Below are 23941 nucleotides of genomic sequence, written 5' to 3' on the forward strand. Positions count from 1 at the left end.
GGCTACGACAGCCCTTCGCCTCAATATTTATGGAACCCGCTGCCGGACTTGCGGCCGAGGGCGCCCGCCGCAACCATCTCGCGCAGCAACAGGGCCGGCCGATACTTCTGGTCGCCGAACTCATCATGAAGGACGGCCATAATTGCGAGCACGGTGTCGAGTCCAACTAAGTCCGCGAGGGCCAGCGGACCAATGGGATGGTTCGCCCCCAGCTTCATTCCCTCGTCGATATCGGCGGCGCTTGCAACACCCTCCTGCAGCACAAGAATCGCCTCGTTAATCATTGGAATCAGAATCCGGTTGACCACGAAGCCGGGAGAATTCCTCATCCCGATTGAATGTTTTCCCAGCAACTCAGCCAACTGGACAGCTGTCGCGAAAGTCGCGTCGTCGGTGCGCACACCCCGAATGACCTCCACAAGTCTCATCGCGGGAACCGGATTAAAGAAGTGCATTCCGATGAGGCGATTGCCACTCGCCAGCGTGCCTCCAAGCTTCGTTATCGAGACCGAAGAGGTATTCGTCGCAAGCACTGCGTCCGGACGAATCACTGCGTCCAACGACATGAGAATCTGCTGTTTAGTGAGGACGTCCTCAGTCACCGCCTCAATGATGAAATCTGACTCCGCGAAGGCGCTGACCGTCGTGCTGAACGAAAGTCGCCGCATCGCTGCAGCAGCTTCCGACGCATTCATCTTTCCGCTTTGAACCTTGCGCTCGAGGCTGCCGCTGATGGTGCTTCGGGCACGTTCACATGCTTGTTCGGTGATGTCGCTCAGGATGACATCAAGTCCGACCGTCGCACAGACCTGCGCAATGCCGCTGCCCATCTGGCCTGCACCTACAACTCCGATATTTTTCATGGTCACATATTCGAGTAGTTGGGCCCGCCACCGCCCTCTGGCGGAACCCACACGATGTTCTGCGAAGGGTCCTTGACGTCGCAGGTCTTGCAATGTATGCAGTTCTGGGCGTTGATTTGCAGCCGGTTTCCGCCGTCATCGCTCTTCACAAATTCATACACACCCGCCGGACAGAAACGCGCCTCCGGGCCGTCGTAAGTATGCAGATTCAGCGAGACCGGCACTTGCGCGTCCTTAAGCCTCAGGTGCGCAGGTTGATTTTATTCGTGGTTTGTATTCGAAACGAACACAGACGAGAGGCGGTCGAATGTGAGTTTTCCGTCTGCCTTTGGGTACTCGATACGTTTGCACTGCGACGCCGGTCGCAGCGTTTCGTGGTCAAAATAGCGATTGTGCAGCGTCCAAGGCACGTTGCCCTTCAGCACCTTCTGCTCAAGCCCAACCATCAGCGTCCCGAGGTACAACCCCTTACTCATCCACTGCTTGAAGTTGCGGGCCTTGTAGAGCTCGTCATACAACCACGACTTCTCGAAGGCCGTCGGGTACGCAACGAGCTCGTCGCTTTGGCGGCCGGCCTGCAAAGCCTCGAACGTCGCCTGTGCAGCTAGCATGCCCGTTTTGATTGCGGCATGGCTGCCCTTGATTCGCGAAACGTTGAGAAAACCGGCATCATCGCCGACGAGCGCGCCGCCAGGAAAAACAAGCTTGGGCAGCGACGTCAGCCCCCCTGCAGTGATTGCGCGAGCGCCATATGAAATGCGCCTGCCGCCCTCAAGGAACGTGCGGATTTTCGGGTGCGTCTTGTAGCGCTGGAACTCCTCGAACGGTGAGAGATACGGATTCTTGTAGCCGAGTGTCACGGATCGGCGTAAAGGCGCCGGGGATGATCGCCGTAATGGCGCCAGTTGGAAGTGGTGTCAAACGCGGATTCAAACGGCCTCAAGAATGCGGTTTTTTACTGGATTTTGCAACGGCGGTTTCGCCGTTTTCAGGCATCGGCTTAGGCTTGCGGAAGCTCTCGCCCTCGATGACGATGCGGTAGGCACCGTGACGTAGCCGGTCGAGTGTCGCGGCGCCGAGAACCCGGTTGTCGGGGAAGGCGTCACCCCATTCGCTGAGATCGAGATTGGATGTCAGGATGGTAGCCGCCCGCTCATACCTGGCCGCCACCAGGTCGTGGAAGTCTTCGTCGTGTGGCGCGCGCAGGGGTTTGAGCGCGAAGTCGTCAACGATCAGCAGTGGCACACGCACGAACTGCTGGAACTTGCGTTCGTAAAGGCCCGTGGCGCGGGCCGCATGCAGCTTCTTGATCAGATCGGTTTGCGTGACGAACAGGACGTCCCGCCCCTGACGCGCAGCGCAGTGGCCCAGCGCCTGGGCGATGTGGGACTTGCCGACGCCTGTTTGACCGACCATCAGGATTGCCACGTTCTCGTCGATGTAACGACCGGTGGCGAGATCGTGGATGTGCGCGCGGTTGAGCTTCGGCAGCCGGTCGAAGTTGAAGGTTTCCAGTGTCTTGCCTAGCCCGAAGCCGGCGCGCACGAGACGCGCGCCGAGTTTCTTCTGGTCTCGCCGCGCGACTTCATCATGCAGGAGCATCGCGAGGAATTCGGTGTAGGCGAGCTGTCCATCGATTGCCTGCCGGTTGCGCTGCTCGAGCGAGTCGAGTACGCCGGACAGGCGCAGTTGCTTGAGGATCGTATTCAGTTCAGGACTGGGGTTCATGATGTTCAATGCAAGAGAAGGGAGTGGAGGTCACGACCGAAGCGGCCGCCGTTCAGATAGGTGTCGGCAGGCGCCGTTGACGTTTGCGTCGCTGCGGCGGCGGGCTGGCTGTCCAGTCCCTTGTCGAGGATGGTCTTGACGGTGCGGTACTTCGGGCTCGCAAATGCAAGCGCACGCTCGCACGCGGCGTCCAGTCGCTGATCGCCGAACTTCTCGCGCATACGGACGATGCCCTGCGCGCCACGCAGGTTCACCAGCACCGTGTCGTTGAACATCGCGAGAACCAGCGCGTGACAGGATGGCCCGATCTCCTTGGCACGAGCCAGGCACCACTGCGGATCGTGTTCGAGCCACGCCTGCGCCGCCGGCGGCTGGTGGTCACGCACCGTGTGGCGATCACCTGCCTTGCGCAGTCGTGGATGGGTTGCAATGAGTTCGTGCTGATGGAACAGCTGTACGACCGTATCGGTCGATTTGAGCCAGAGGCTCTTGCCAACCAGCTTGAACGGCACGGAGTACAGCGCCTTCTTGTAGACGACGTGTCCGTCCGTATGCACCTTGACTTCGCTCCATACAGCCAGCACCGGCGCAACGTCAGGCAGCGTCGTGAGCAGCGGCTTCTCGATGGCAAAGCGTGCCAGCGGCTGCTCGCGTGTCGTGCCATGTTCGCGCGTGCTGGCCTGCTGCATGATCCATTCGCGCAACTGCCGGTTGGCATCGGTCAGGTCGCGGAACGTGCGCAGCGGCACAAAGGATTTCTTGACATACTTGACGCCCGACTCAACGATTCCCTTCTTCTGCGGGTCGTGCGGTGGACATGCGTCGATCCGGAAGCCGTATCCCTCAGCGAGCGCGGCGTACGAACGCTGGACCTCCGGGCTGTACATGCAGGCTCTGGTGATCGCACACTTCGCGTTGTCGATGATGATGCGGCCCGGGCAGCCACCAAACCACTCAAAGGCGCGACGGTGGCAGGCCAGCCATGTCTCGACGGTCTGGTCGAGCACGAGCTCGACATACTGGTGCCGCGACCAGCAGAGGGTCATGACGAAGAACCACGTCTTGATCTGCGCGCCCGATTCATGTGCCAGTACCGGCCCGGCGCCGAAGTCAACCTGTGCGGCCTCCGCTGGAGCAAACTCAAGGATCGTTGTGGCCGGCACGCCGCGTTCGGCCCTCAGGCCCAGCAGGATACGGCGCACCGCCGAGTAGCTGCCGGTGTAGCCATGGTTGCGTTTCAGCGCGTGGTGAATCGTTGTGCCCTGAACGCCGGCGTCATGCCAGTCACGGATCTGCTCGCGAAACGGCTCGAGCGTGGACACGCATGTGCTCGGCAAATGTGGAGTGCGGCCAAACACGCCGGCAATCACGGTATCGTCAGGCAACGGCTGCCCGGGATTCAGCCAGCCGCGCTCGTCAGCCATACGACGAACAGCGGTCAACTTCTTGCGACCCATCAGGCCGCTACGCCCGATGTCGCGATCAGAATCGCCTTGCCGCATGCGGACAAGGACTTGACGGTACTCAAACAATTCAAACCTCCGGTTGGTCATGGACACTCCGTTCAGAAAGAACGGAGCGTACCCATCTGGAAAGTTCGAATCGCGTTCAACACCCGGCGCCGGTGGCGTCTATATGCCGATCATCGACTGGCTCCTTTACGCCGGTCACGGACTGGCGCCATAACGCCGATCCTGCGCTGGCGCCTATGCGCCGATCATCGGGTGGCGCCAATACGCCGATCCCGGAATGGCTCCATAACGCCGGTCAGTGACACCGAGACCGACAACGAATCCGACCATGACCTGGTTGTTCCCGAAGTGATAGAGAAATGAACCACCGTAAGTGTCGCAGTCGAGCGGCCAGCCAGCCGTGTGAATGACAAGCCCAGGTTGATGTTTTGCCGGGTCAATCTCCCACATTTCCTTGATACCCAGCCCGTAGACCTGGGGGTCTGAATTCTGGCTTAAATTGAAGCGCTCTCTCAGCTCTTGTCCGAGATGCCCGCGCGCGCCTTCGCAAAAGAGCGTGTATTTTGCATGCAACGACATGCCGCCCTGAAAGTTGCCAGGAGGCTCACCATCCTTGCCAAGACCCATATCGCCCGTGGCGACGCCCCTAACTGAACCGTCTTCGTTCCAAAGGAGTTCGGCCGCAGGAAAGCCGGCAAAGATTTCGACGCCTAGTGCCTCGGCCTGTTCGCCGAGCCGGCGGGTAACATTGCCGAGACTGACGATATAGTTGCCGCGATTCTTGAAATTGGCGGGCAGTGCCCACATTGGTACTGCTCTCGCCCCCGTCTCAGACAGAAAAAGAAATCTGTCTTCGGTGACGGAGACGTTCAGCGGTGCACCGAGCTCCTTCCAATCGGGGATGAGCTCTCCCAGCGCGCGGGGGTCCATGACCGCGCCCGAAAGGATATGCGCCCCAATTTCGGAACCCTTCTCGAGTACGCAGACGCTGACATCGACATCTTTGTCCCGTGCCCACTGCTTTAGTCGAATCGCCGCCGATAACCCCGCGGGGCCGCCGCCGACAATTACAACGCCGTACTCCATTGAATCCCGCGACACACCTTGTACGTTTGCGCTCATGTCTTTCATCTCTTTTTCGCTACGCCCGCGGAGCTCGGTCGAAACCGGGTGCCTCACCGACTGCCTGCGAACCAGGAAGCACCTGCGCGCCAACTTCATCGACACGTCGAGCGTTGTCCCTCAGAGGACTTTTGACTCTCTTAGCGTGTCAACTTCTTCGCCAGACAGACGCAACCAGCCCAACAACACTTCGTCTGTGTGCTGCCCGAGCCTGGGCGGCGCACTGCGATATTGAACCGGGGATTCGGACATACGGATGGGGTTCGCGACCATGGCGACGTTTCCCCCAGAAACGTGCGGCATCTCGACACGAACACCGCGCGCAAGCACGTGCTGGTCCTCGAACACCTCAGCGACATTGTTGATGGGCCCACAAGGCACTCCGACCGCTTCCATCGCCTTCACCCACTCACGGGTGTTCCGCGTCTTCGTTGCAGCCTCGAGCAGCGCCACGAGCTCTGCTCGATGCTTTACGCGCAGCGGGTTCGTCAGAAAGCGTTCGTCGATTGCAAGTCCGGCCAGACCCAAGGCCTCGCAACAGTGGCGGAACTGCCCATCATTGCCGACCGCGATGATCATGTACCCGTCCGCGGTCGAAAATTCCTGGTAGGGAACGATGTTCGGGTGAGCATTACCGAGACGGCTTGGCACCATCCCCCCAATCAGATAGTTGGACGCCTGGTTCGCCAGACTCGCAATCTGGACGTCGAGCAGGGAAAGGTCGACGTGCTGGCCCTCGCCACTACGGTCACGTCGCGCCAACGCGGCGAGGATGCCGACCGTTGCATACAGCCCCGTCATGACGTCCGTGAGCGCAACACCGACCTTCACCGGGCCCGCACCTTCGGTGCCATCCGCACGTCCGGTCAGACTCATCAGTCCGCCCATCCCTTGAATGAGGAAGTCGTAACCGGCGCGGCTTGCGTAGGGGCCATCCTGACCAAAGCCCGTGATGGAGCAATAGATCAGGCGAGAGTTGACTGCCTTCAGCGAAGCGTAATCGAGACCGTACTGCTTAAGACCGCCAACTTTAAAGTTCTCGATAAACACGTCTGCCTCAGCGGCCATGCGCTTTATCAGTGCCTGCCCGTCGGGATGGCTGATATCGATGGTCACCGACCGCTTGTTGCGGTTCGCACACAGGTAATAGGCGGACTCGCCCGTCGCGTCGCCTTCGCCGTCGGCTAGCCATGGCGGCCCCCATGCCCGGGTATCATCACCCGTGCGTGGCCGCTCAACCTTGACCACGTCCGCCCCCAGGTCGGCCAGCAACTGACTTGCCCACGGACCTGCCAGTACGCGCGAGAGGTCCAGGACGCGAACGCCTTCGAGTGCGCCCACTGATAGTGTCTTGTCCATGGCCGGTCAGAACGCCGCGATGCCCGTGATGGCACGGCCTAGAATCAGCGCGTGAATGTCGTGCGTGCCCTCGTACGTGTTGACGACTTCGAGATTCACCAAGTGACGCGCAACACCGAACTCGTCACTGATGCCATTGCCGCCCAGCATGTCGCGTGCGACACGCGCGATATCGAGTGCCTTGCCACACGAATTGCGCTTCATGAGCGAGGTGATTTCCGCTGCAGCGGTGCCCTCGTCCTTCATGCGGCCCAGTCGGAGACAACCGCCGAGCCCGAGAGTGATTTCGGTCTGCATGTCGGCAAGCTTCTTTTGCACGAGCTGGTTCGCGGCCAGAGGGCGCCCGAATTGTTTGCGGTCGACGACGTACTGACGTGCACGATGCCAGCAATCCTCGGCCGCACCGAGTGCGCCCCATGCGATGCCGTAACGAGCACTGTTGAGGCACGTGAACGGACCCTTAAGCCCGCGCACATTTTCGAAAGCGTTCTCTTCCGGGCAGAAAACTTCATCCATCACGATTTCGCCCGTAATAGAGGCACGCAGGCCCACCTTCCCGTGGATTACCGGTGCCGAGAGTCCCTTCCAGCCCTTTTCGAGGACGAACCCGCGGATCGCACCTTCATCGTCCTTCGCCCAGACGACGAACACCTGCGCGATGGGGCTGTTCGTAATCCACATCTTGCTGCCACTCAGCGAGTACCCGCCGTCGACTTTCTTCGCACGCGTCGCCATGCTGCCCGGGTCCGAGCCATGGTTGGGCTCCGTCAAACCGAAGCAGCCAACCCATTCACCGCTGGCAAGCTTGGGGAGATACTTCTGGCGCATCCCATCCGAACCAAATTCGTTGATGGGCACCATCACGAGCGACGACTGAACACTCATCATCGAACGATACCCGGAGTCAACGCGCTCGACTTCGCGGGCCACGAGTCCATAGCTCACGTAGTTGAGACCAGCGCCACCATACTCTTCGGGAATGGTAGAGCCTAGCAGGCCGAGCTCGCCCATTTCGCGAAAGATGGCCGGGTCTGTCGATTCTTTTCGGAATGCTTCCAGAACCCGAGGTCCAAGGCGCTCTTGGCAGTACGCGTGTGCAGAGTCCTGCACGAGACGCTCTTCCTCAGTCAGTTGTTGTGAGAGCAGGAGGGGGTCGTCCCATTGAAAGGAAGGCGACTTGTGCTGAACATTCATGATTGGCACTGTGCAGTGGATGAATGTGTTCAAATCTACCGATGCGATGACTGCGTCACAACCGATTTTTTTGCACTAGCCTGTTCGTAAAACTCACACATCGCCAGACGACACCTATCGCGCAGACATGCGGAATCAGCAATGCGTGGAATGTTCGCTTATCCATGTACGTACAGGGAAACAGTGGCTGCAGAAGATTTGGCGTCGCCGGCACTAATGTCACTATCCGTTCAACGGCTCAACCCGGCGCAACGAATCGCCCTGCGAGGTTTCGAGCCCATTCTGATTCCCAAACACGAGCGCCGTTTCACGGGCTTCGATGAACGCATCATTGCAATGTACGCGCGCGGCATGAGGGCGCTGTCAACTTGGCGGTGGTGAGACGGCGCAGTGCCGAAGAGGTAGTTTGCTCAGAAGGCGGTCGACGGATTTTGACAGAGCTCGGTGAATGCATGCCACGCAGCGAATCGGGCGGCGAGTTGTTTGCGATAAAGAGAGGTGCGGAGCAAATGTCGTTTGAGAGCGAAGTGCTGCCGAATTAGACCGAAGCTCGACAGAAAAGCTTGCGTTCGCTTCGGGTCACGGAACCCGCGCATGCGTCGTTCGCGTTCACGGGTAGGTTGATGACTATTCTCAGCCCGGTTATTCACCCATGCAGCAGCCTTGACGAACACGTGCTTGACGCCGGCCAACTCGGGGATCTCGGCCTTCGCGGCCGGATAGCTTCGTAATTGATCTGTGACGAACTTGCGCGGCACGGGCATGACCGAAGCACGTGCTTGAAGAAGCTTTTCGCAGCGGCTTTGTCCCGCCGCTTCTGCAACAAAATGTCGAGTTCGGCACCATGCTCGTCAACCGCTCGCCACAGTAGATGAGGCTCACCGCGCAGCGTCACGAACATCTCATCGGGATGCCAGGTGCTGCCGGGCTTACGACGCGCGGCCTTGACGCGATGCGCGAAGCGAGCGCCAAACCTATCGCACCAGCGTCGCGCGGTTTCATGGCTCACCACCACGTCGCGTTCGAACAACAACTCCTAAATGTCGCGCAGGCTCAGTTGAAAGCGGAAATGCCAACGCACCGCGCAAATGATGACTGCAGCCGGAAAACGGTGAACGTGGTAGAGGGATTTCGATTTCATCATCGGGGCCATCTTGCGCGAGCACCTCGGCAATGTGACAGCGCCATCTGTTTCGCTTCGATTCTTCGCGAACCCAGCGAGCAAGCTCCTCCATTGCTCGAATCGTTGCACGTGCACAGTTCGGCACCTCAACGACAGGTCAACGCTTATGGTTCTGCGCCGCAGACTGTGCAGACATCCCGGCGTCCCGGGTCGCATAGCTCCGCGCTTGAGTGACGCGCCCGCATCTCCGCATCTCCGTTCGCATCCGGCCTCGCGCCCAGATCGACGGTTCCGCGCCGCGGCGTCACTCGCGGTGCCGTCCGGCCATGCCCTTTGCCGAATCCGGGGCCCGTGTCCGCCAATGAAGGGGTGGATAGCTGCCATCATGTGGAATTGGACAATTTTTTGGTTGAGAGGGCGGCCTCCGAGTAGGTGAGGAGGTCGCCCCCCTCACCCCTCACAGTCCCGGACGAGCCCAATTAAGGCATCCGGTTCTTCATCGTGCAGATTCGCTCACGATTTGGCGTAGCTATGGACAATCCGAGGCTGGGGCAACGGAAACAGTTTGAGTATTCCCGCAAAGGCAACCCATGACAGAGAGCGTTTGTTCGACCTTCGCGATAACCACTTGCGCCATATGCGCGCGACCTGGTACGGCAGGGTCGCCAGGCGCTCGTAGTTCCCGCTGATGCCGAAGTAGGCATAGTGCCCCTTGAGCATCCGACACAGACGCGGTTGTGTCGCGATAAGGGCGGCAGGATAAGCAAGTCCGATATGGTCACGACTGCTTACATGACGAGCGAATGGAATTGCTCGGCAGCAGTCCGCTCTGCGCCAGCATCTTTCATCTGGCCCTTCCTGATCATATGCATCAGTTCAATGCCCGACAGGATGATGCGGGCGCAACGAAAATCCTTGAAACCCATCATGGGTTTGACGATACGTTTGATCGCGCGATGGTCCTGTTCCACAACGTTGTTCAGATATTTGACTTGGCGCACCTTGATGGGCGTTTTCCGTTCGGCGTTGATGGCTTGCAGCGCGGCCAGGTTCGCACCGCTTTTGTCTACGGTGATGGTCTCCGGTTCGCCGTTCTGATCGATGGATTTCTCGAAGTAGCGACGCGCGGCAGCCTTGTCACGATGGGCTCGCAGCAGGAAATCGACGGTCTTTCCGGCCTTATCCACCGCACGATACAAGTACTTCCACTGGCCGCGCACCTTGATGTACGGGTGAGTAGACCCCGGGAATTGCGCCCGAAGTCTCTCGCAGAACCGTACGTGACACTCGCGCGTCATACGGCTCCCGTTATCCAACCTGTGCCCTTTGAAACTGCCAGTGTACGAACTGTCGCGGGTAGGCCTTCTTCATCTTGTGCAACCACTCCTCACTGCGCCGTTTGTGCCGTCGCAGTGTCTTGTACTTGCGCTGGGCCCAGCGCACGAGCTTGCGGTCGAGATACCGACCGAGTCCGTGCATGGCCGTCCGATAGAAAGCCCCGTAGTAGTTCCACCAGCCACGTATCGTGGGATTGCATTGCTCGGCCAGATCGACCAGTGACCCTGACGTTTGACGAGACAGCCGCCACCGCCGCACCGCCTGTCTCATCCGTTTCAGGGCAGCAGGACTCACGCCGGGCAGAAAGCTCGTGGAAAGCCGCCCGGACCTCGTCAGCACCCTTCGCGGACGAAACTGAAAGCCCAGAAATGTAAAATTCACATTCGGGTAGGCTTGGTTGCGACTTCGGTCCTTGCAATACACGATCTTTGACTTTTCCGGATGCATCTGCAACCCGCATTCCGCCAGCCGCGAGGCAATGGCATGCATGACCTCCTGCGCCTGCGCCTCGCTGCGGCAATGGACCACCGCATCATCGGCATAGCGCGCAAAGAGACATTGCGGAAAGTGCCGCTGCATCCATGCGTCAAATGCATAGTGCATGAACAGATTCATCAAGATTGGGCTGACCACCCCGCCCTGAGGTGTACCTCGCACCCGTGGCAGTCTCGCCCCGTCCGCAGTCTCGAACGGCGAAGTCAGCCACCGCTCGATATACAGCAGGATCCAGTCCGCCTTGATGTGCTTGCGTACCGCCTTGAGCAGGAGGCCGTGATCAATCTGATCGAACGCCGCCTTGATGTCAAACTCAACAACCCAGTCGTATTTCCAGCAACGCTCGCGCGTTACCGCAATCGCCTGCTTTGCCGATTTACCCGGACGATACCCATAAGAATCCTCATGGAATATCGGGTCGAGTAGCGGCTCAGTCATGAGCTTGACAACTGTCTGCGCGATTCGATCCGACACGGTGGGCACGCCCAGCTTTCTGGTACCACCCATGGCCTTCGGTATTTCAACCTGTTTCACTGGCGGCGGGAAGTATGACCCCGACGACATCCGATTCCACAGCTTGTACAGATTGCCTGACAGGTTCTGCTCGAACATGGCGATCGTTTCATCGTCCACGCCTGCAGCACCCCGGTTGGCCCTCACCAGCTGATACGCCTCCCACACCGTGCGCTTCGCAATGCAGTACGGTTTTGTTGAGGTCATATCACTCATCCCCGACATGCGGGTTGGTAATCTTCGTCAACAGGATAACGCCGCCCCTTCGCTCCACCTTCATTACAAAGGCTTCAACACTACTACGGGCAGCTCCGCCCCTCACTCCGGCATCGGTATTCTTCCTCATGGTGTCTGCCATTTGTCATTTCCCTTTACATCCGGAGCAAGGTTCTCACGTTCCATACCGAAGCCTGTGTTGAGCTCATGCCGCCTCTACGCCGGCTGCCGTCAGGTCCGTAAGCAGGTCCCATCCTGACTGATCCTGGAGCGACGAAATGACTCCAGTTTTGACAGCGCTTTGAAGGATTAACGACGCGTCATCGAACGGTTCGCTTTCGCTCATCTTCTCAACACATACCTGCCATCCTTCTCGGACGACTTTTCCACGGTCGCTCACCACCACGCCTTTTGAACGCAGCAGCACCGGGCGGTTTGAAGCCTGCTCCTGCAAGCCGGCTCCGGGAGGCCTACTCCCATCTTCAGTACAGCACCACAAGCTTTCGCTTGTGTTCGTGACACACTTTCGTCCATCCTCCAGCTCTTGCCGACCGGCCGCTTACGTTGGCGAAACGCTTTTTCGAACAAGGGCACGAGTTTGATCACCCAGCGGTGTACCGTCGAATGATCCACCTCGAAACCTCGTTCCGCCATCATCTCTTCCAGATTGCGCAGACTCAGCGAGTACGCCACGTACCACCGCACGCACAGCAAAATCACCTCCAGTGGGTAGTGCAGTCGCTTCAGCACCTTGGCGATCCCAGGCGGCAATGTCTCATGCGGTGTCTTTGTCGTCCTGGTCATCTTGAGCGTCTGCAATTTCCGTTCGCTGAATTTTACCCCAGCGCATTGGCGCGACAGAACCTACTATGGCGGAGTCTGACTTCTCTCGACCGTTCATCATCGGCTACGGCTCCTCGCCTTCCCGATGCGGACCAGACCATGCTGCGACTGGCCGGACGAGAGATCTCCCGGTTCCCGTGCAAAGAGCGTCCATACGTGGCAGGGTCTTTGACCACGCCGGATCGCAGGGGTGCTCGCGCTCACGCGCCCCTTCGTGTTGCCTTCCGCGTTCTAAACCGAGTCGGCATCCGGCATATACACAACTATCGCGGCTCAATGGCTGGCCCGCACGCTCCCCTGCCGACGCTTCGCCGACCACCTCGCGGTGACCTGCGCACGGCTCGGGGCCGATGTGGTTCGCTATTCCTTCATCGCAGTGGACTTGCACCACCTACTCCTTGCCGGTCTCCCGGCGCACTTAGAACTTGTGCCGGAGCCCGATGCGTACAGCCGTCTGTACGTCGGTGCCGGATGGTGAGCCCAATGCGGCCTCCGCCTGCGCACTAAAGCCATGGTCATGCGCCAATGTGCCGACCAGATAAACGTCCGTTCGCTTCGAGAGGAAGTAGTCAGCGCTCAGTATCACCTGGTTTGCACTACCGACGTCATTGTTCCGCGTTTGATATTGCAGCCCGCCGCCGAGCGACAACGCAGGCGTCAGCTGGTAACTGGCTCCGCCTTCGAATGTTGTCGCGCGAGGCCTGTTACCGCTCGATAGCTGAACATCCGTGACATAGCCGAACAAGCGCGCCTTGCCAATGTTATAGGCCGCACCTGCCGCGTATTCGGCAGAGTTATCCGAAGGTGTCACGTTATGAATCGACATATAGGACAGCGCTGCGCTGAACGGTCCGTTGGCATAGCCTACGTAGAAATTGCTTGAGCTATTCTGCCCCATCGAACCTGCAACATTGCCGAATCCATACATCGCGCCAAACGTAAAGCCTCCGATAACTGGAGACTCATATTTGACCGCGTTGTTGACAAGATCACCCCACACGCGGTTATCGAGTGCATATCCTCCCGATGCATAGGTCGGCAGGCTCCAGCCCAGCAGACCGGCCGGGGTATTGGCGGCAATCGCGTACGCAGGGAAATAGTAGCCGATGAAATCGTACTGCCGTCCGAGCGTGACGGTACCCCAGTTTGTCGTCAAACCAACAAACGATTGCAGGCCAAATTCTGCACCACCTGCCAGCAGCGCACCGGTGCCAACGTCAAACTCACTTTCCAGAGTGAAAATCGCCTTCATCCCGCCGCCGAGATCTTCGACACCACGCATCCCCCAACGGCTTGATTGAGCGACTCCAGACTGGAACTGAACGGCCGCCCCCTTGCCCGACGAGGAATCGACTCGATTGGTATAGGTTACGCCTGCATCAATCAAACCGTACAGTGTGACAGACGATTGCGCCCATGCAGCCCCGCAGCTCAACGTGGACAATACTGCAAACACTATCTTTTTCATTATGTACTCCTACTTTATAAAAATAGCAAAAACAGATGATTTACAGCAAGAACCGTCACTCACCCATATCTCCCCAGCAAAGGGCAAGTCTCCAATGAGTTAGGTGCGGTCTCGTTGTGCAAGCCAATCTCAGATTGAGTTGCCCCGACGCGGCTAAGACGCCTACCACGCACAGATCGATTCGAACCACGGCAGGTGCTCCAATTTGTCACCAATTGCACCATTCGCCTATATCGGCCATCACTCATTGAGTCGACCGTCGTCCGACGGCACGGCAGGATTGTCAGCGTGCTTCGACAAAACGTCGTACGTAGTCGTTTGCCGGCGCATTACAGATTTCCTCCGGGGTTCCTGTCTGGATAACGACGCCGTCTTTCATGATCGCGATCCTGGAACCGATCTTCATCGCTTCGTCCAGATCATGCGTGATGAACACAATGGTCCGTCGCAGGTCGGCCTGCATCTCGAGCAAAATGTCCTGCATTTCGCCACGAATCAATGGGTCGAGCGCACTGAATGCCTCGTCCATCAGCAGCACGTCTGGTTCGGATACGAGCGCCCTGGCGAGTCCGACGCGCTGCCGCATACCACCCGACAGTTCGTCTGGATATCTGCGCTCATATCCTTTGAGCCCGAGCCGACCGTTGATCCATTCCCGCGCCACACTGTCGGACTCCACTTTTGCGTCGCCGCGGATCCAGCGTCCGAACACCACATTTTCGAGCACCGTCTTATGCGGAAGCAGCGCGAAGCTCTGAAATACCATGCCAATGTGATATCTGCGCATCTCTCGCAAAGCGCGCGAACCAAGACGCAAAACATCAGTGCCACGGAACAGCAGTTCCCCCGAATCGGGTTCGATGAGCCGATTGAAATGACGCACGAGCGTAGACTTCCCGGAACCCGACAGCCCCATGATTACGAAAATTTCACCTTCGCGAATCGACAGCGAAACGTCACGCACGGCAACATTGGATCCGGTCTGATGCAGAATCTCATCTTTGGGCATACCAGCACGCGCCAGCGCGATCGCTTCCTCGATGCGACCACGGTGAGGACTGAAGACCTTGTACAGGTGGCGTAACTCGAGAATAGGCACACCCGCTCCGTTATCAGCAGCACTACGGGACCCATCGGTCTCGACGCGAACGTCGGTCTGCCCGTCGGAGGCGCTGCGCGAATCCGCTTCGAGCGACGAACTCATATTGCAAAGGGTATAAGGTGTCATCTGATCATTTCCGAACTTGACGGCGCGCACGCTTGCCCACGCCGAAAGACTGGGTGATGCGATCGAACACAATGGCAAGAATGACGATTGCGGCGCCGGCCAGGATGCCTTGCCCCATGTCAAGGTTGTTGATGCCCGACAGCACGTCCTCGCCCAGGCCACGGGCACCGATCATCGAGGCGATGACGACCATTGCGAGCGACATCATCACGGCCTGATTTACACCCGTCATGATCGATGGCATTGCAAGCGGAAGTTCGACCGCGATGAGCTGCTGCCATGACGTCGCCCCGAATGAACGAGAGGCCTCAACAACGTCTTCCGGTACCTGACGCAAGCCCAGATCGGTAAGTCGCACGAGTGGAGGAAGGGCGTAAATCATCGTTGCGAAGATCGCTGGCACGCGGCCCAGACCGAATAACATCACGACCGGGATCAGGTACACGAACGACGGCAACGTCTGCATCATGTCTAGTACCGGATTGAATACGCGCGCGAGCAGTGCGCTGCGAGAAATTGCGATCCCGAACGGAACACCGATGATTGTCGTCAGGATCAGTGCCGTCAACATGATCGAGCATGTCGCCATCAACTTGTCCCATAGACCGAGGCAACCAATCACGTAGGTAAGTGCCATCAGCAGAACCGCGAGGCCGATCCGGCGGGCACCCAGCCACGCCATTAAACCAATGACAGCGATGACAACAAAGGGGGGGGATGCCCTGAGTATCGCCTCGACCGGATTGAGTGCGTACGTCAGCAGTACCGCGCTCACATGATGAAAGACGTCACCATACCGCGCGACGACGCCGGTAAAGAATCGATTGATCGCGTCGCCCAGATCGAGCGTATAAAAGATGCCGTTCACTGCATTTCCCCTCTCTGTCAGGCTCCGCCCACGAACGGATATCTGGCGGGCCGGTGTGCGCAGTTCACAACGACCGTCCGTGAGCCGGATCGAATAAACCCGCAGCACGACCTGGCTGCGGGACTGCACGTCACTTCAGACTTGCCTCGACCTTCTGCGCGGCTGCGGCCGGGACCCAATTGGCGACGATCGAAGGATTGGCCTTCAGGAAGTCCACCGCAGCCTGGCGGGGCTCGACCTTCTCCGTCGCCATTCGCGCAATGATGGTGTTCAGCGTGCCCATCGAAAACTGCGCCTTTTCGAAGAGCGACATCAGCGCCGGATCGTTGTCTGCCAGCGAATTCGAAACGACGACGCGCAAAGACGTCGGAGGCGAAGCGGAACCACACGGGTCCGGATCCTTGCTTCCGTTGATGGTCTTCCAGCAGGCAGCGTTGTACGCCGGCTCTTCGAGCTTGACTGCGTGGAAGCGACCGAGGATGGTCGACGGCTCCCAGTAGTAGAACAGGATCGGCTTACCTCGCGTGTAGGCCGATTCGATCGCCGCGTCAAGTGCCGGCCCAGACCCCGGATGGAAATCTGTGTAGGCGGCGCCGATCTTGTATGCCTTCATTTTCTGTTCAGTGTCGGACTCGCACTGCCAGCCGATCGGACAGTTGTACAGACGGCCGTGGGATGGATCTTCCGGATCGGCAAACAGCGACTTGTAGCGCGGCAAATCGGCAACGCTCTTCAGATCCGGCGCGAGCGCCTTGATTCCGCGGGAAGCATCGCCTTTGATCACATAATCCGGGACGTAGTAGCCCTCCACACTCCCGCCGTTGACGAGTGAGCCTACGATTTTCACCCGGCCGTCCTGAGCCGCCTTCTCATAAGCCGGGGTACGGCCAGCCCAATACTCGACCATTACGTTCAGGTCACCGGTCGCAATCGCCTGCAACGCGATGGCGTTCGTCGCAGTCATCAGGTCCGTCTTGCAGCCGTAGCCCTTCTCGAGAACGTATCGAACCACTTCGGTCATAAATTTTGCGCTGTCCCAGCCCATTTCCGCGAACTTGACCGGCTTGGCGGCCTCGCACCATGAGGAATGAGAAAAATCGGCTGCATGCGCCTGTGAACCCAACATCCCAACCACTCCGATGGCACACGCGGCAATCGCACGCGCCACTTTGAATGGGAGAATTCGCTTGAACATATTCCACTCCGCCCGATGATTGACCTGGATTCCCGGCTTCGCCTACCACTGCTAGTGGCGCGGCCGGGTGAACGTTCATTAATGATTGTCAAACGCCTGTTGGAAAGCGCGCTGACACCTTCCCTGCTAAAGCGCGGCCACGGTGGCCGGTGATACTTCGTCCCCTACAACCGGCATCGTATGGAGCACAAAAAACGGCCTCAAACGAAATTCTGCAATGGCACTCATGCAAAATCGCATGCAGTTTCGGAGCAACGCCCCGTCAACGTCCGCAGTTCGACATGAACAACAAACAGCAGGCAAGCACGTAGTTGCATACCTTCGTCAATTCTGCGAAGCCCGTACGAACCGGGACTATTCAAACCACAAGTGCCGCTATCGAGAGCGACGACCCGTTTTGCCATTCCGCCGTCGACTCGACTACACGACGAGGCACCAAACGGCAGACCGTTGGCGTCCGAAATCTTGATCGTCGTTTCTGGACGGGAGCCCGCGCAATCTGACTCCCATCGACGAAACAAGGGACGCCAATCCTCGTATCACGCAGCCCGGACAGGAAGCGTCGGACTCGATCGCACGAGGCCATCGCGCATCGAACCGAGATACCAGTCGATAAACGCGATCACGCCGCTTTCGACGAGCGAAGAATATTCGCCTGGCTCGTAACCGACCGAATTGATGCCGAGCTGATTCGTCTCAACAAGTCGTTGATCCTGGGCGTTTGTGGCGTTCCAGACCGCGGTAAGTGTTTCGAGATCGTAGTCAACGCCTTCGACAGCATCCTCGTGGACGAGCCACTTCGTCGTAACCTGGGTCTCGCGCGGACCAAGCGGTAACAGACGGAATGCGATCGCGTGATCTCCGAGCGCGTGATTCCACGTATTCGGGAACCGGAGCAGACGCAGGGACCCCACGTCCTGCTCTGGCAATGTTCCCATCACCCGCCTGCAGGCCGGTTCGCCCGTCATCGTGAACGACAGGCCGCGCTCCATTGCGGCCCGAATCAACCGGTATTCCGGAGCTTCTTCGACCGGGGCATACGGCAAGCCCCCGGCCGCCCAACGCGCCTCATCACGTGCAGTTTTCGCGGCGAACACCGCACCTTCGCTACCGTAACGGGGGTCGGTCGGGCCGTCGTACTCGGAAATCGTGCGCAACAGTTCTGGGTGGTTTGCCGTGCAGTGATAGCACTCCCGGTTGTTTTCGATCACGAGCTTCCAGTTGCCCTTCTCGACAATAGTCGACTCGAACGCGACCTTTGCGTTATCGATGCCATGCGGCGCAAGATAGGGCGTAACGCGCTGGCTGAATGACGTGAAGTCTTGAGGTTCACGGGCGAGATTGATGAAGATGTATCCGGCCACAGACTCACACGCGACGGGCTTCAACCCATGCTGCGACACGTCGAACGATTCGCCCATGTTTCCGGCAAAGACCAGCTTGCCGTCGAGTCCGTAGGTCCACTGGTGATACGGGCAAGACAGCACGCGCGAAGATCCGCGCTCGCCTGCACAGATTCGCGAACCTCGATGCCGGCACGTGTTGAAGAATGCCCGGATCGTGCCGTCGCGATCGCGAACCACAACGATTGAACTCTCGCCGACATTCAAAGTGAACCAGTCCCCTGCCCGCTTGATCTCGCACGACAACCCGGCGAATAGCCAGTGGCGCTCCCAGATCAACGCCATATCGGCGGCGAATAGATCCTCGTCCTTGTAGAACGCCTGGGGTAACGGGCGGCCGGGCACACAGGAGGCTAGCAGTGAGTTGAGTTTCATGGAGTCGAACATTGAGCGTCCCGAGCATCTTTCGTTGCGCGTCGCCTCTTCTGGTGGCGCGGCGGCACAGGCGTGCCGCTGAGCGCATTTCATGACGACATAAAGACGAAGACAAACCACTATTTCTGGTTCGTTGCATGATAAATCGCATGCAGGAATCCTCAGTTGATGACTACCCCGCTGCGTCAAGGGAAATGGCTAACTGAAGCAAATGGAGACTTGCTGGCAAGCAGATAATCTGAGGGTTATTCCCTAAATGGAAAGCTGGTAATTTTCGGTCAGGTTATTTCATTGAGAGGCTGACAGGCACGAGGTATGCCGCCCGATCCCCCTTCCCAATGCTCCAGATCGCGAGTTAGGGCCATGCCTGTGGACCATCGCCAGGACTCTACGGGCCAGTGCCGTCGTGGCATTTGATGCGTCTGCGAGCAGAATAACTGGTGTATCGGTTCATGCGTCGGGAACCTCCTTGACGAGGATCCCATTGAATTAGAATATTTATTGGCAATCCGAATCAGCTGGAAGAGTGATTTGCCCCCCCTTGTGAGCAGTCAGTCCCGTCGCCTGGCGACCCTTTCGCCGGTGATCGCCCCCGCTCAGTGCGCCAGCAAAAATGGAGCATTTCGCGACGCTTCGTGTAAAACTGAAGTGCCGCAAGACTGGCTGCACAAGCCTAGCACCACATTCGTGAAGGAGTGCGGGGTCATCGTTATCGGCATGGTGATTGCATCTCGCCTCGCGCAAACACAACTGGGCAAGTCGGTACTTGACGCATGTGTACGGTTCAAGGAAGCCAACGAAGCGCGCTCCATTCAAATCTGCTTGTGCCACGCCGGCCGCATGGTGAAAGGGCGGCGCGAACCTCAGAATGACAGACGGGAAGCATGCTGTGACCGCGACCTCGATGAGGCCAGGCAGATCGTCATCGGCGGGATGTGTTCGCGGGCCAGCAATGCTGGGGGGCGGGAAGCCCCTCCGCCAATCGCCCGGTTTCGGGGCCAGAAGTAGCCGTGTTACTGAAGAAATTTTGGTGCCCAGCGGCGAAACGTCTGAACATGCGCGCACTGCACACGCTGGTCAGTTCACCAACAGCATATGACGCGCACCGGATATGTCCGTGAGAATACAAATGAGGCGCCCGACCCACGATTGCCATGTATCGGGACGCCAGCACTTCAAGAGCCGTGTACCGACACACCGGGCATTTGCGCCGACGTCCTTTCCGATTCCTCGGCACGCATGTACCGCGCAGCCAGATAAAAATGCCACGCTGCCCATAAACCCGTCAGGGATACCAGAACAAGTACATAACGGAGCGACTCGGCGGGATTAGCCACATGTGTTGCAAGGGTGTCCGAAAGAAAGCCAACAGCCTGAGGCGCGATGACGAGATTCGCAACATTTGTGACAAACACGATAATACCAACCACCTGGCCCCGCATGGCCGCAGGCGTGAGATTCTGGGCCAGGGAAGCGGAAGGACCGATATACACGTAAATCGTGGGTATGAAAACCCAGAGCATAATGTGGGTTAAGGAAAGTGAGGGCGACGCGTAGGCAACGAACGAAGGTACCGTAGCCAACGCAGTGACCAAGGCTACAAGCTTTGCCTGGGAACAACCCGACCCTGCACGGGGCCGACTCAGCACCAAAGCGGTACACAGCATTGCAAGTCCCCCTCCGGCACCGTGAATCACGCCGAGGATTTCTCCGGCGTCGCCGACACTCAGATGAAAACTTCGGGCAAGAAACGACGGAGTCCACCAGACTAGCCCCCATCCCCAAAACGTAAGAACCGTTGTTCCGGTTATTACGTGAAATAGCGCTTTGCAGTCACGAATGTGGCGCAAGGTTTCCTTGAGACCCGCGCGGTTCACTTCGCTTTCGGGCTTATCGAACACCCCGCGCCGCGGCTCTCTAAAACCAAGCATCAATATGATTGCCAGCGGAACGCCCAGGCATCCGAACACAAGCAGGACTGCACGCCATCCATGATGGTCAGCGATCCATCCTCCTCCTGCCGATCCCATCAGCGCACCTACAGCTGCACCAACCGAAAAGAGGCTCATTGCTGTGCCACGCTTCGACGGAGCAAATTTGTCTGCCAATAGTGAAACGGCGCACGGCATACAACCTGCCTCACCGATACCAACGCCGAGCCGCGACAGGAAGAACGTCAGTGCGCTACTGCTCGCGCCACACATGACCGTGAAGCCAGACCAGACAGCTAATGCGACGCTGATCATACGCTTGCGATTGACGCGGTCCGCAAGCAGACCTAACGGCAGGCTTAGCGTGACGTAGAACAATGCGATCGCCGTTCCGGTCATGAAGCCTACTTCGCTATCGGAGAGTTTGAACTCGTGCTTGATGGGCTCGATTAGCGTCGATACCACATAGCGGTCCGCGATGTTGACGGTGTATACCAGTGTAAGAAGAAATAGCACCCACCATTTCGTGGCGCCACTTTCGCTTCCCGTCACTGCTGTTTGATACTGTGTCTCGCTCTTCATGTCTATGTAATTTCTCACTCTCGTATCTGCTACTTCTCGGAGCGGCCCTTCCACTTCTGGGCGGCCAGATAGGTTCTCACCCCGACATCCAGGAATGGACGTCGGGGCAGCATGTCGGGCGAACCCAGGTCCATCATGTCACCAATTAAGGGATGTCCTGTATCGCAGGCCAGTTCAGCCACAAGCGCTCCGGCTGTGGTCTGTTTTGCGATCCCTACGCCATTACAATTCACTGCAGCATAGATATTTTTTGAGAGTTGGCCCCAGCCAGGCGCGCCATTCTGGCTCAGAGAAAGGTAACCCGCCCAAAAGTGGTCGAGTGACACCTGCTGCAGCATCGGAAAACGGGCCTTGAACAGCACCTGGTGAGTACGCTTCATGCGCTCACGCAGCGATGCCGGGCAGCGTAGCGTCGGTGCAAACTGGAACCCATACCGGAACAGGATGCGGAAGTCCTTCGTGTACCGTATGGTCGCCCCCGCGATACCGTGGGCCGGTGTAATGCCCCAGTCAAGGGTGCCCCCCAGCTGGGTTCGCTCCTCGTGCGTCAGAGGCCGCGAGAGGCTCGCAAAGAGGACGAACGGAAGCAGTTTCCTTTCGAAATACTTAAATCGATTGATGAACGCATTGTTGGTAAGCACCGCATTTCGCGCGGAGAACCGAACGCCACCTGGCATTGTCGCCACTACCGACGACCCGGACTCGAGATCGAGTACCGGGGAGTTCTCGAATAGCTGCACGTTCGGAGGAAGTGAGTCGGCCAGACCACGCGAAAGGGCCGCCGGATTCAGGAGCCTCGTACCGGGCGTGTAGATCGCTGAATCGTAGTATCGAGTGCCCAGGCGCTCGTGGAGAGCGTCGCCGCGCAAAACTTCATACGGTTCGTCCAGTGCATCGAGTTCCGCCGCCGTCGCGCCCAGAAGTGTACGAGCGATTTCAGGCGAGACCGCGCAGTCATAGCGCCCTCTCTTGCTCCACTGGCAGTCTATCGCATTCACCCGGACCAACTCTTCAAGGGAATCGATCCCATAGCGACTCAGTCGCATGTATCGATGACCTTTTGCTGTGTTGTTGGGATCGTGATCGTTGTTGTGGGGAAGGTCAATGGCAAAGCCGGCGTTCCGACCTTGCGCACCTTCCCCGACCTTCTGGGCATCGACGAGTGCGATGGAATGGGACGGGTTCAGGGTCGCCAGCCGTCTGGCTGCCGACAGGCCAGCATATCCTGCCCCAACCACAAGCCAGTCAAAGCTGGCCGCCTTTCGTGCCGGCTCTCGAGGTACGCGCCTGGGCAGGATCGCTGACCAGCCATTCGTCCTGTCGTCTGCAGGAAGCAGTTTTTCCGATGATACTGAAGCATTCATGCTGCAATCCGTTTATGGGTTCCTGTACCTGCGTCAGCCGGTCGTTACGACGAAGAAGAACTCTGCGTCATTGCCTGAATAGGTGACGATCGAGCCCTGGCTAAGCGACACAACGTCGCCCGCCTGAGCGATGATCTGTGCGCCGTCGCAACTGACACCGAACGTACCCTTGAGCACGTGAATCACTTCATCGTAGTCGAGCGTTTTCGGGGGTGTCTGGCCGGCCTTCAACCGGCCAAATCCCGACGCCAGTGAGCTTCCGGCGGAGCGCACTGCCCACGCGATGCCGCCGCCAGTGTCTTCCGCACCGCCACGTACTTCCCACACAGCATCACCCGCACGAGTAAGTGCAGTAGTTCCAGAATCATTCATACGGAAATCACGGATATAGCCATTGGAATCATCATTCTAGGAAGGCCCCGTAGAGCCACGAAAGCGGAAATATCACATGCAAAGCATGCACAAATGTGTGGAAGGGAATGCTGACGTGCCCCCACCCGGGCCAAGGGACGAGCGCGCAGGAGACTACCTGCCAACCGGAGAAGTAGTTCAAACCAACGTCCAGATCCCACAGCCGCTATCTCGTCTCCCTACTGACCGAATTGCACAACGGCGCGCGAACGCGCCGGATGATGGCCCCCGCTCAGGCTACCGGAATGGCACCGGTTCGCTCGATATCTGCCCCTTTTTTCTGCGTCCTACGAAATTGAAAACGCGGAGTGTGCCTCGTCCGGCCGTCTTGCCCTGCTGCCGGAGAGTCTGCGAGTGGGAGACAGACCAGACGCGCGATGCCCGGATCGCCGTTGCTACCGCCACTGATTGCAGACCACAGCGCACATGCGCTCAGGCGTGGGAACTAAGCCCCACGTACGCAACGATCTCGATTAGCATGTCGGGATGAACAAAATCCTTCACAACGACGCTCGATCGATTTGGATAAGGCGTTTGAAAAAACTCCCTATAAACACGGTCGATAGTCGGCATGTGGCTGGCGTCTTTCATATAAATCAATACCTGTGCAACATCTGGCATGACTCCTTGAGCTGCTTCCACAGCTCGCCGCAAATTTGAGAAAGTTAATCTGGCCTGCTCCTCAATATTGGCACCGAAAATATTCCCGTCCATCGTCACCGGTCCGTGCGCAGTGAAAAGGAGTCCGCCGGCTTTGGTGGCCCAGGAAAATGGTTGATTTAACGGAGGAAGGCCTGTGTCGATAGTTTCGCGAAACATGGAAGGAAAATGGAGGTGTTGAAGGAGGAAC

The 23941-nt window shown here is 58.3% G+C and carries 16 protein-coding genes and 5 pseudogenes; all 21 read right to left on the reverse strand.

Going from position 1 to position 23941, the window contains the following annotated elements; genetic code table 11:
- Nucleotides 1–20: 20 nt before the first annotated feature.
- Nucleotides 21–869, reverse strand: coding sequence for a 3-hydroxybutyryl-CoA dehydrogenase (locus B0G71_RS39675; RefSeq protein ID WP_181916982.1), 849 nt, complete (start codon nucleotides 867–869; stop codon nucleotides 21–23).
- Nucleotides 866–1723: pseudogene (locus B0G71_RS39680) on the reverse strand (electron transfer flavoprotein-ubiquinone oxidoreductase); the annotation flags it as partial. The gene B0G71_RS39675 and the pseudogene B0G71_RS39680, both read right to left, overlap by 4 nt.
- A gap of 79 nt (nucleotides 1724–1802) precedes the next feature.
- On the reverse strand, nucleotides 1803–2591 hold the full coding sequence (istB, locus tag B0G71_RS39685) for an IS21-like element helper ATPase IstB (RefSeq protein ID WP_116149758.1): 789 nt from the start codon (nucleotides 2589–2591) through the stop codon (nucleotides 1803–1805).
- Nucleotides 2592–2596: 5 nt separating this feature from the next.
- The gene (gene istA / locus B0G71_RS39690; RefSeq protein WP_220377370.1) at nucleotides 2597–4123 is read right to left on the reverse strand and encodes an IS21 family transposase; all 1527 of its coding nucleotides are present in this window, start codon (nucleotides 4121–4123) and stop codon (nucleotides 2597–2599) included.
- Between the two features lie 234 nt (nucleotides 4124–4357).
- Nucleotides 4358–5194 (reverse strand): annotated as a pseudogene (locus B0G71_RS39695) (NAD(P)/FAD-dependent oxidoreductase); the annotation flags it as partial.
- Between the two features lie 111 nt (nucleotides 5195–5305).
- Nucleotides 5306–6544 carry a CaiB/BaiF CoA-transferase family protein gene (locus tag B0G71_RS39700; RefSeq protein ID WP_116149887.1) on the reverse strand — a complete coding sequence of 413 codons (1239 nt, stop codon included), beginning with the start codon at nucleotides 6542–6544 and terminating at the stop codon, nucleotides 5306–5308.
- Between the two features lie 6 nt (nucleotides 6545–6550).
- Nucleotides 6551–7738 (reverse strand): acyl-CoA dehydrogenase, encoded by a 1188-nt coding sequence (locus tag B0G71_RS39705; protein WP_116149888.1) that lies wholly within the window; start codon nucleotides 7736–7738, stop codon nucleotides 6551–6553.
- A gap of 410 nt (nucleotides 7739–8148) precedes the next feature.
- Nucleotides 8149–8879, reverse strand: a pseudogene (locus B0G71_RS39710) (IS6 family transposase).
- 770 nt (nucleotides 8880–9649) lie between these two features.
- Nucleotides 9650–10090 (reverse strand): annotated as a pseudogene (locus B0G71_RS39720) (IS6 family transposase); the annotation flags it as partial.
- 79 nt (nucleotides 10091–10169) lie between these two features.
- A complete protein-coding gene (ltrA, locus tag B0G71_RS39725; protein WP_258875849.1) occupies nucleotides 10170–11423 on the reverse strand; it encodes a group II intron reverse transcriptase/maturase in 1254 nt (417 codons plus the stop codon).
- Between the two features lie 205 nt (nucleotides 11424–11628).
- Entirely contained in the window at nucleotides 11629–11877 is a 249-nt protein-coding gene (locus tag B0G71_RS39730) for a hypothetical protein (protein ID WP_181916993.1), read from the reverse strand.
- 68 nt (nucleotides 11878–11945) lie between these two features.
- A pseudogene (locus B0G71_RS39735) lies at nucleotides 11946–12227 on the reverse strand (IS6 family transposase); the annotation flags it as partial.
- A 457-nt stretch (nucleotides 12228–12684) separates the two neighbouring features.
- Complete coding sequence (locus B0G71_RS39750) at nucleotides 12685–13734, reverse strand: porin (protein ID WP_116149896.1); 1050 nt, start codon at nucleotides 13732–13734, stop codon at nucleotides 12685–12687.
- A gap of 283 nt (nucleotides 13735–14017) precedes the next feature.
- Nucleotides 14018–14962 (reverse strand): glycine betaine/L-proline ABC transporter ATP-binding protein, encoded by a 945-nt coding sequence (locus B0G71_RS39755; RefSeq protein WP_258875850.1) that lies wholly within the window; start codon nucleotides 14960–14962, stop codon nucleotides 14018–14020.
- A 4-nt stretch (nucleotides 14963–14966) separates the two neighbouring features.
- Nucleotides 14967–15830 carry a proline/glycine betaine ABC transporter permease gene (locus tag B0G71_RS39760; protein WP_116149899.1) on the reverse strand — a complete coding sequence of 288 codons (864 nt, stop codon included), beginning with the start codon at nucleotides 15828–15830 and terminating at the stop codon, nucleotides 14967–14969.
- Nucleotides 15831–15960: 130 nt separating this feature from the next.
- The gene (locus B0G71_RS39765) at nucleotides 15961–17025 is read right to left on the reverse strand and encodes an ABC transporter substrate-binding protein (RefSeq protein ID WP_116149900.1); all 1065 of its coding nucleotides are present in this window, start codon (nucleotides 17023–17025) and stop codon (nucleotides 15961–15963) included.
- Nucleotides 17026–17564: 539 nt separating this feature from the next.
- Complete coding sequence (locus B0G71_RS39770; RefSeq protein WP_220377365.1) at nucleotides 17565–18992, reverse strand: SRPBCC family protein; 1428 nt, start codon at nucleotides 18990–18992, stop codon at nucleotides 17565–17567.
- Between the two features lie 986 nt (nucleotides 18993–19978).
- A complete protein-coding gene (locus B0G71_RS39780) occupies nucleotides 19979–21316 on the reverse strand; it encodes an MFS transporter (RefSeq protein ID WP_116149905.1) in 1338 nt (445 codons plus the stop codon).
- 29 nt (nucleotides 21317–21345) lie between these two features.
- Nucleotides 21346–22680, reverse strand: coding sequence for an FAD-binding oxidoreductase (locus B0G71_RS39785; RefSeq protein ID WP_116149907.1), 1335 nt, complete (start codon nucleotides 22678–22680; stop codon nucleotides 21346–21348).
- Between the two features lie 33 nt (nucleotides 22681–22713).
- Complete coding sequence (locus B0G71_RS39790; RefSeq protein WP_181916983.1) at nucleotides 22714–23007, reverse strand: hypothetical protein; 294 nt, start codon at nucleotides 23005–23007, stop codon at nucleotides 22714–22716.
- A 516-nt stretch (nucleotides 23008–23523) separates the two neighbouring features.
- Nucleotides 23524–23910: a RidA family protein gene (locus B0G71_RS39795; protein ID WP_116149910.1), complete on the reverse strand. Its 387-nt coding sequence runs from the start codon at nucleotides 23908–23910 to the stop codon at nucleotides 23524–23526.
- Nucleotides 23911–23941 lie beyond the last annotated feature (31 nt).

It is taken from the genome of Paraburkholderia sp. BL27I4N3 (genome assembly GCF_003386115.1).
GTDB lineage: Bacteria > Pseudomonadota > Gammaproteobacteria > Burkholderiales > Burkholderiaceae > Paraburkholderia.

What these genes read in the sequence shown, in the direction of transcription:
- B0G71_RS39755 (WP_258875850.1), bottom strand. Translation starts at nt 14,962, where the DNA reads ATGACACCTTATACCCTTTGCAATATGAGTTCGTCGCTCGAAGCGGAT.
- B0G71_RS39795 (WP_116149910.1), bottom strand. Translation starts at nt 23,910, where the DNA reads ATGTTTCGCGAAACTATCGACACAGGCCTTCCTCCGTTAAATCAACCA.
- B0G71_RS39750 (WP_116149896.1), bottom strand. Translation starts at nt 13,734, where the DNA reads ATGAAAAAGATAGTGTTTGCAGTATTGTCCACGTTGAGCTGCGGGGCT.
- ltrA (WP_258875849.1), bottom strand. Translation starts at nt 11,423, where the DNA reads ATGAGTGATATGACCTCAACAAAACCGTACTGCATTGCGAAGCGCACG.
- B0G71_RS39780 (WP_116149905.1), bottom strand. Translation starts at nt 21,316, where the DNA reads ATGAAGAGCGAGACACAGTATCAAACAGCAGTGACGGGAAGCGAAAGT.
- B0G71_RS39705 (WP_116149888.1), bottom strand. Translation starts at nt 7,738, where the DNA reads ATGAATGTTCAGCACAAGTCGCCTTCCTTTCAATGGGACGACCCCCTC.
- B0G71_RS39700 (WP_116149887.1), bottom strand. Translation starts at nt 6,544, where the DNA reads ATGGACAAGACACTATCAGTGGGCGCACTCGAAGGCGTTCGCGTCCTG.
- B0G71_RS39765 (WP_116149900.1), bottom strand. Translation starts at nt 17,025, where the DNA reads ATGTTCAAGCGAATTCTCCCATTCAAAGTGGCGCGTGCGATTGCCGCG.
- istB (WP_116149758.1), bottom strand. Translation starts at nt 2,591, where the DNA reads ATGAACCCCAGTCCTGAACTGAATACGATCCTCAAGCAACTGCGCCTG.
- B0G71_RS39785 (WP_116149907.1), bottom strand. Translation starts at nt 22,680, where the DNA reads ATGAATGCTTCAGTATCATCGGAAAAACTGCTTCCTGCAGACGACAGG.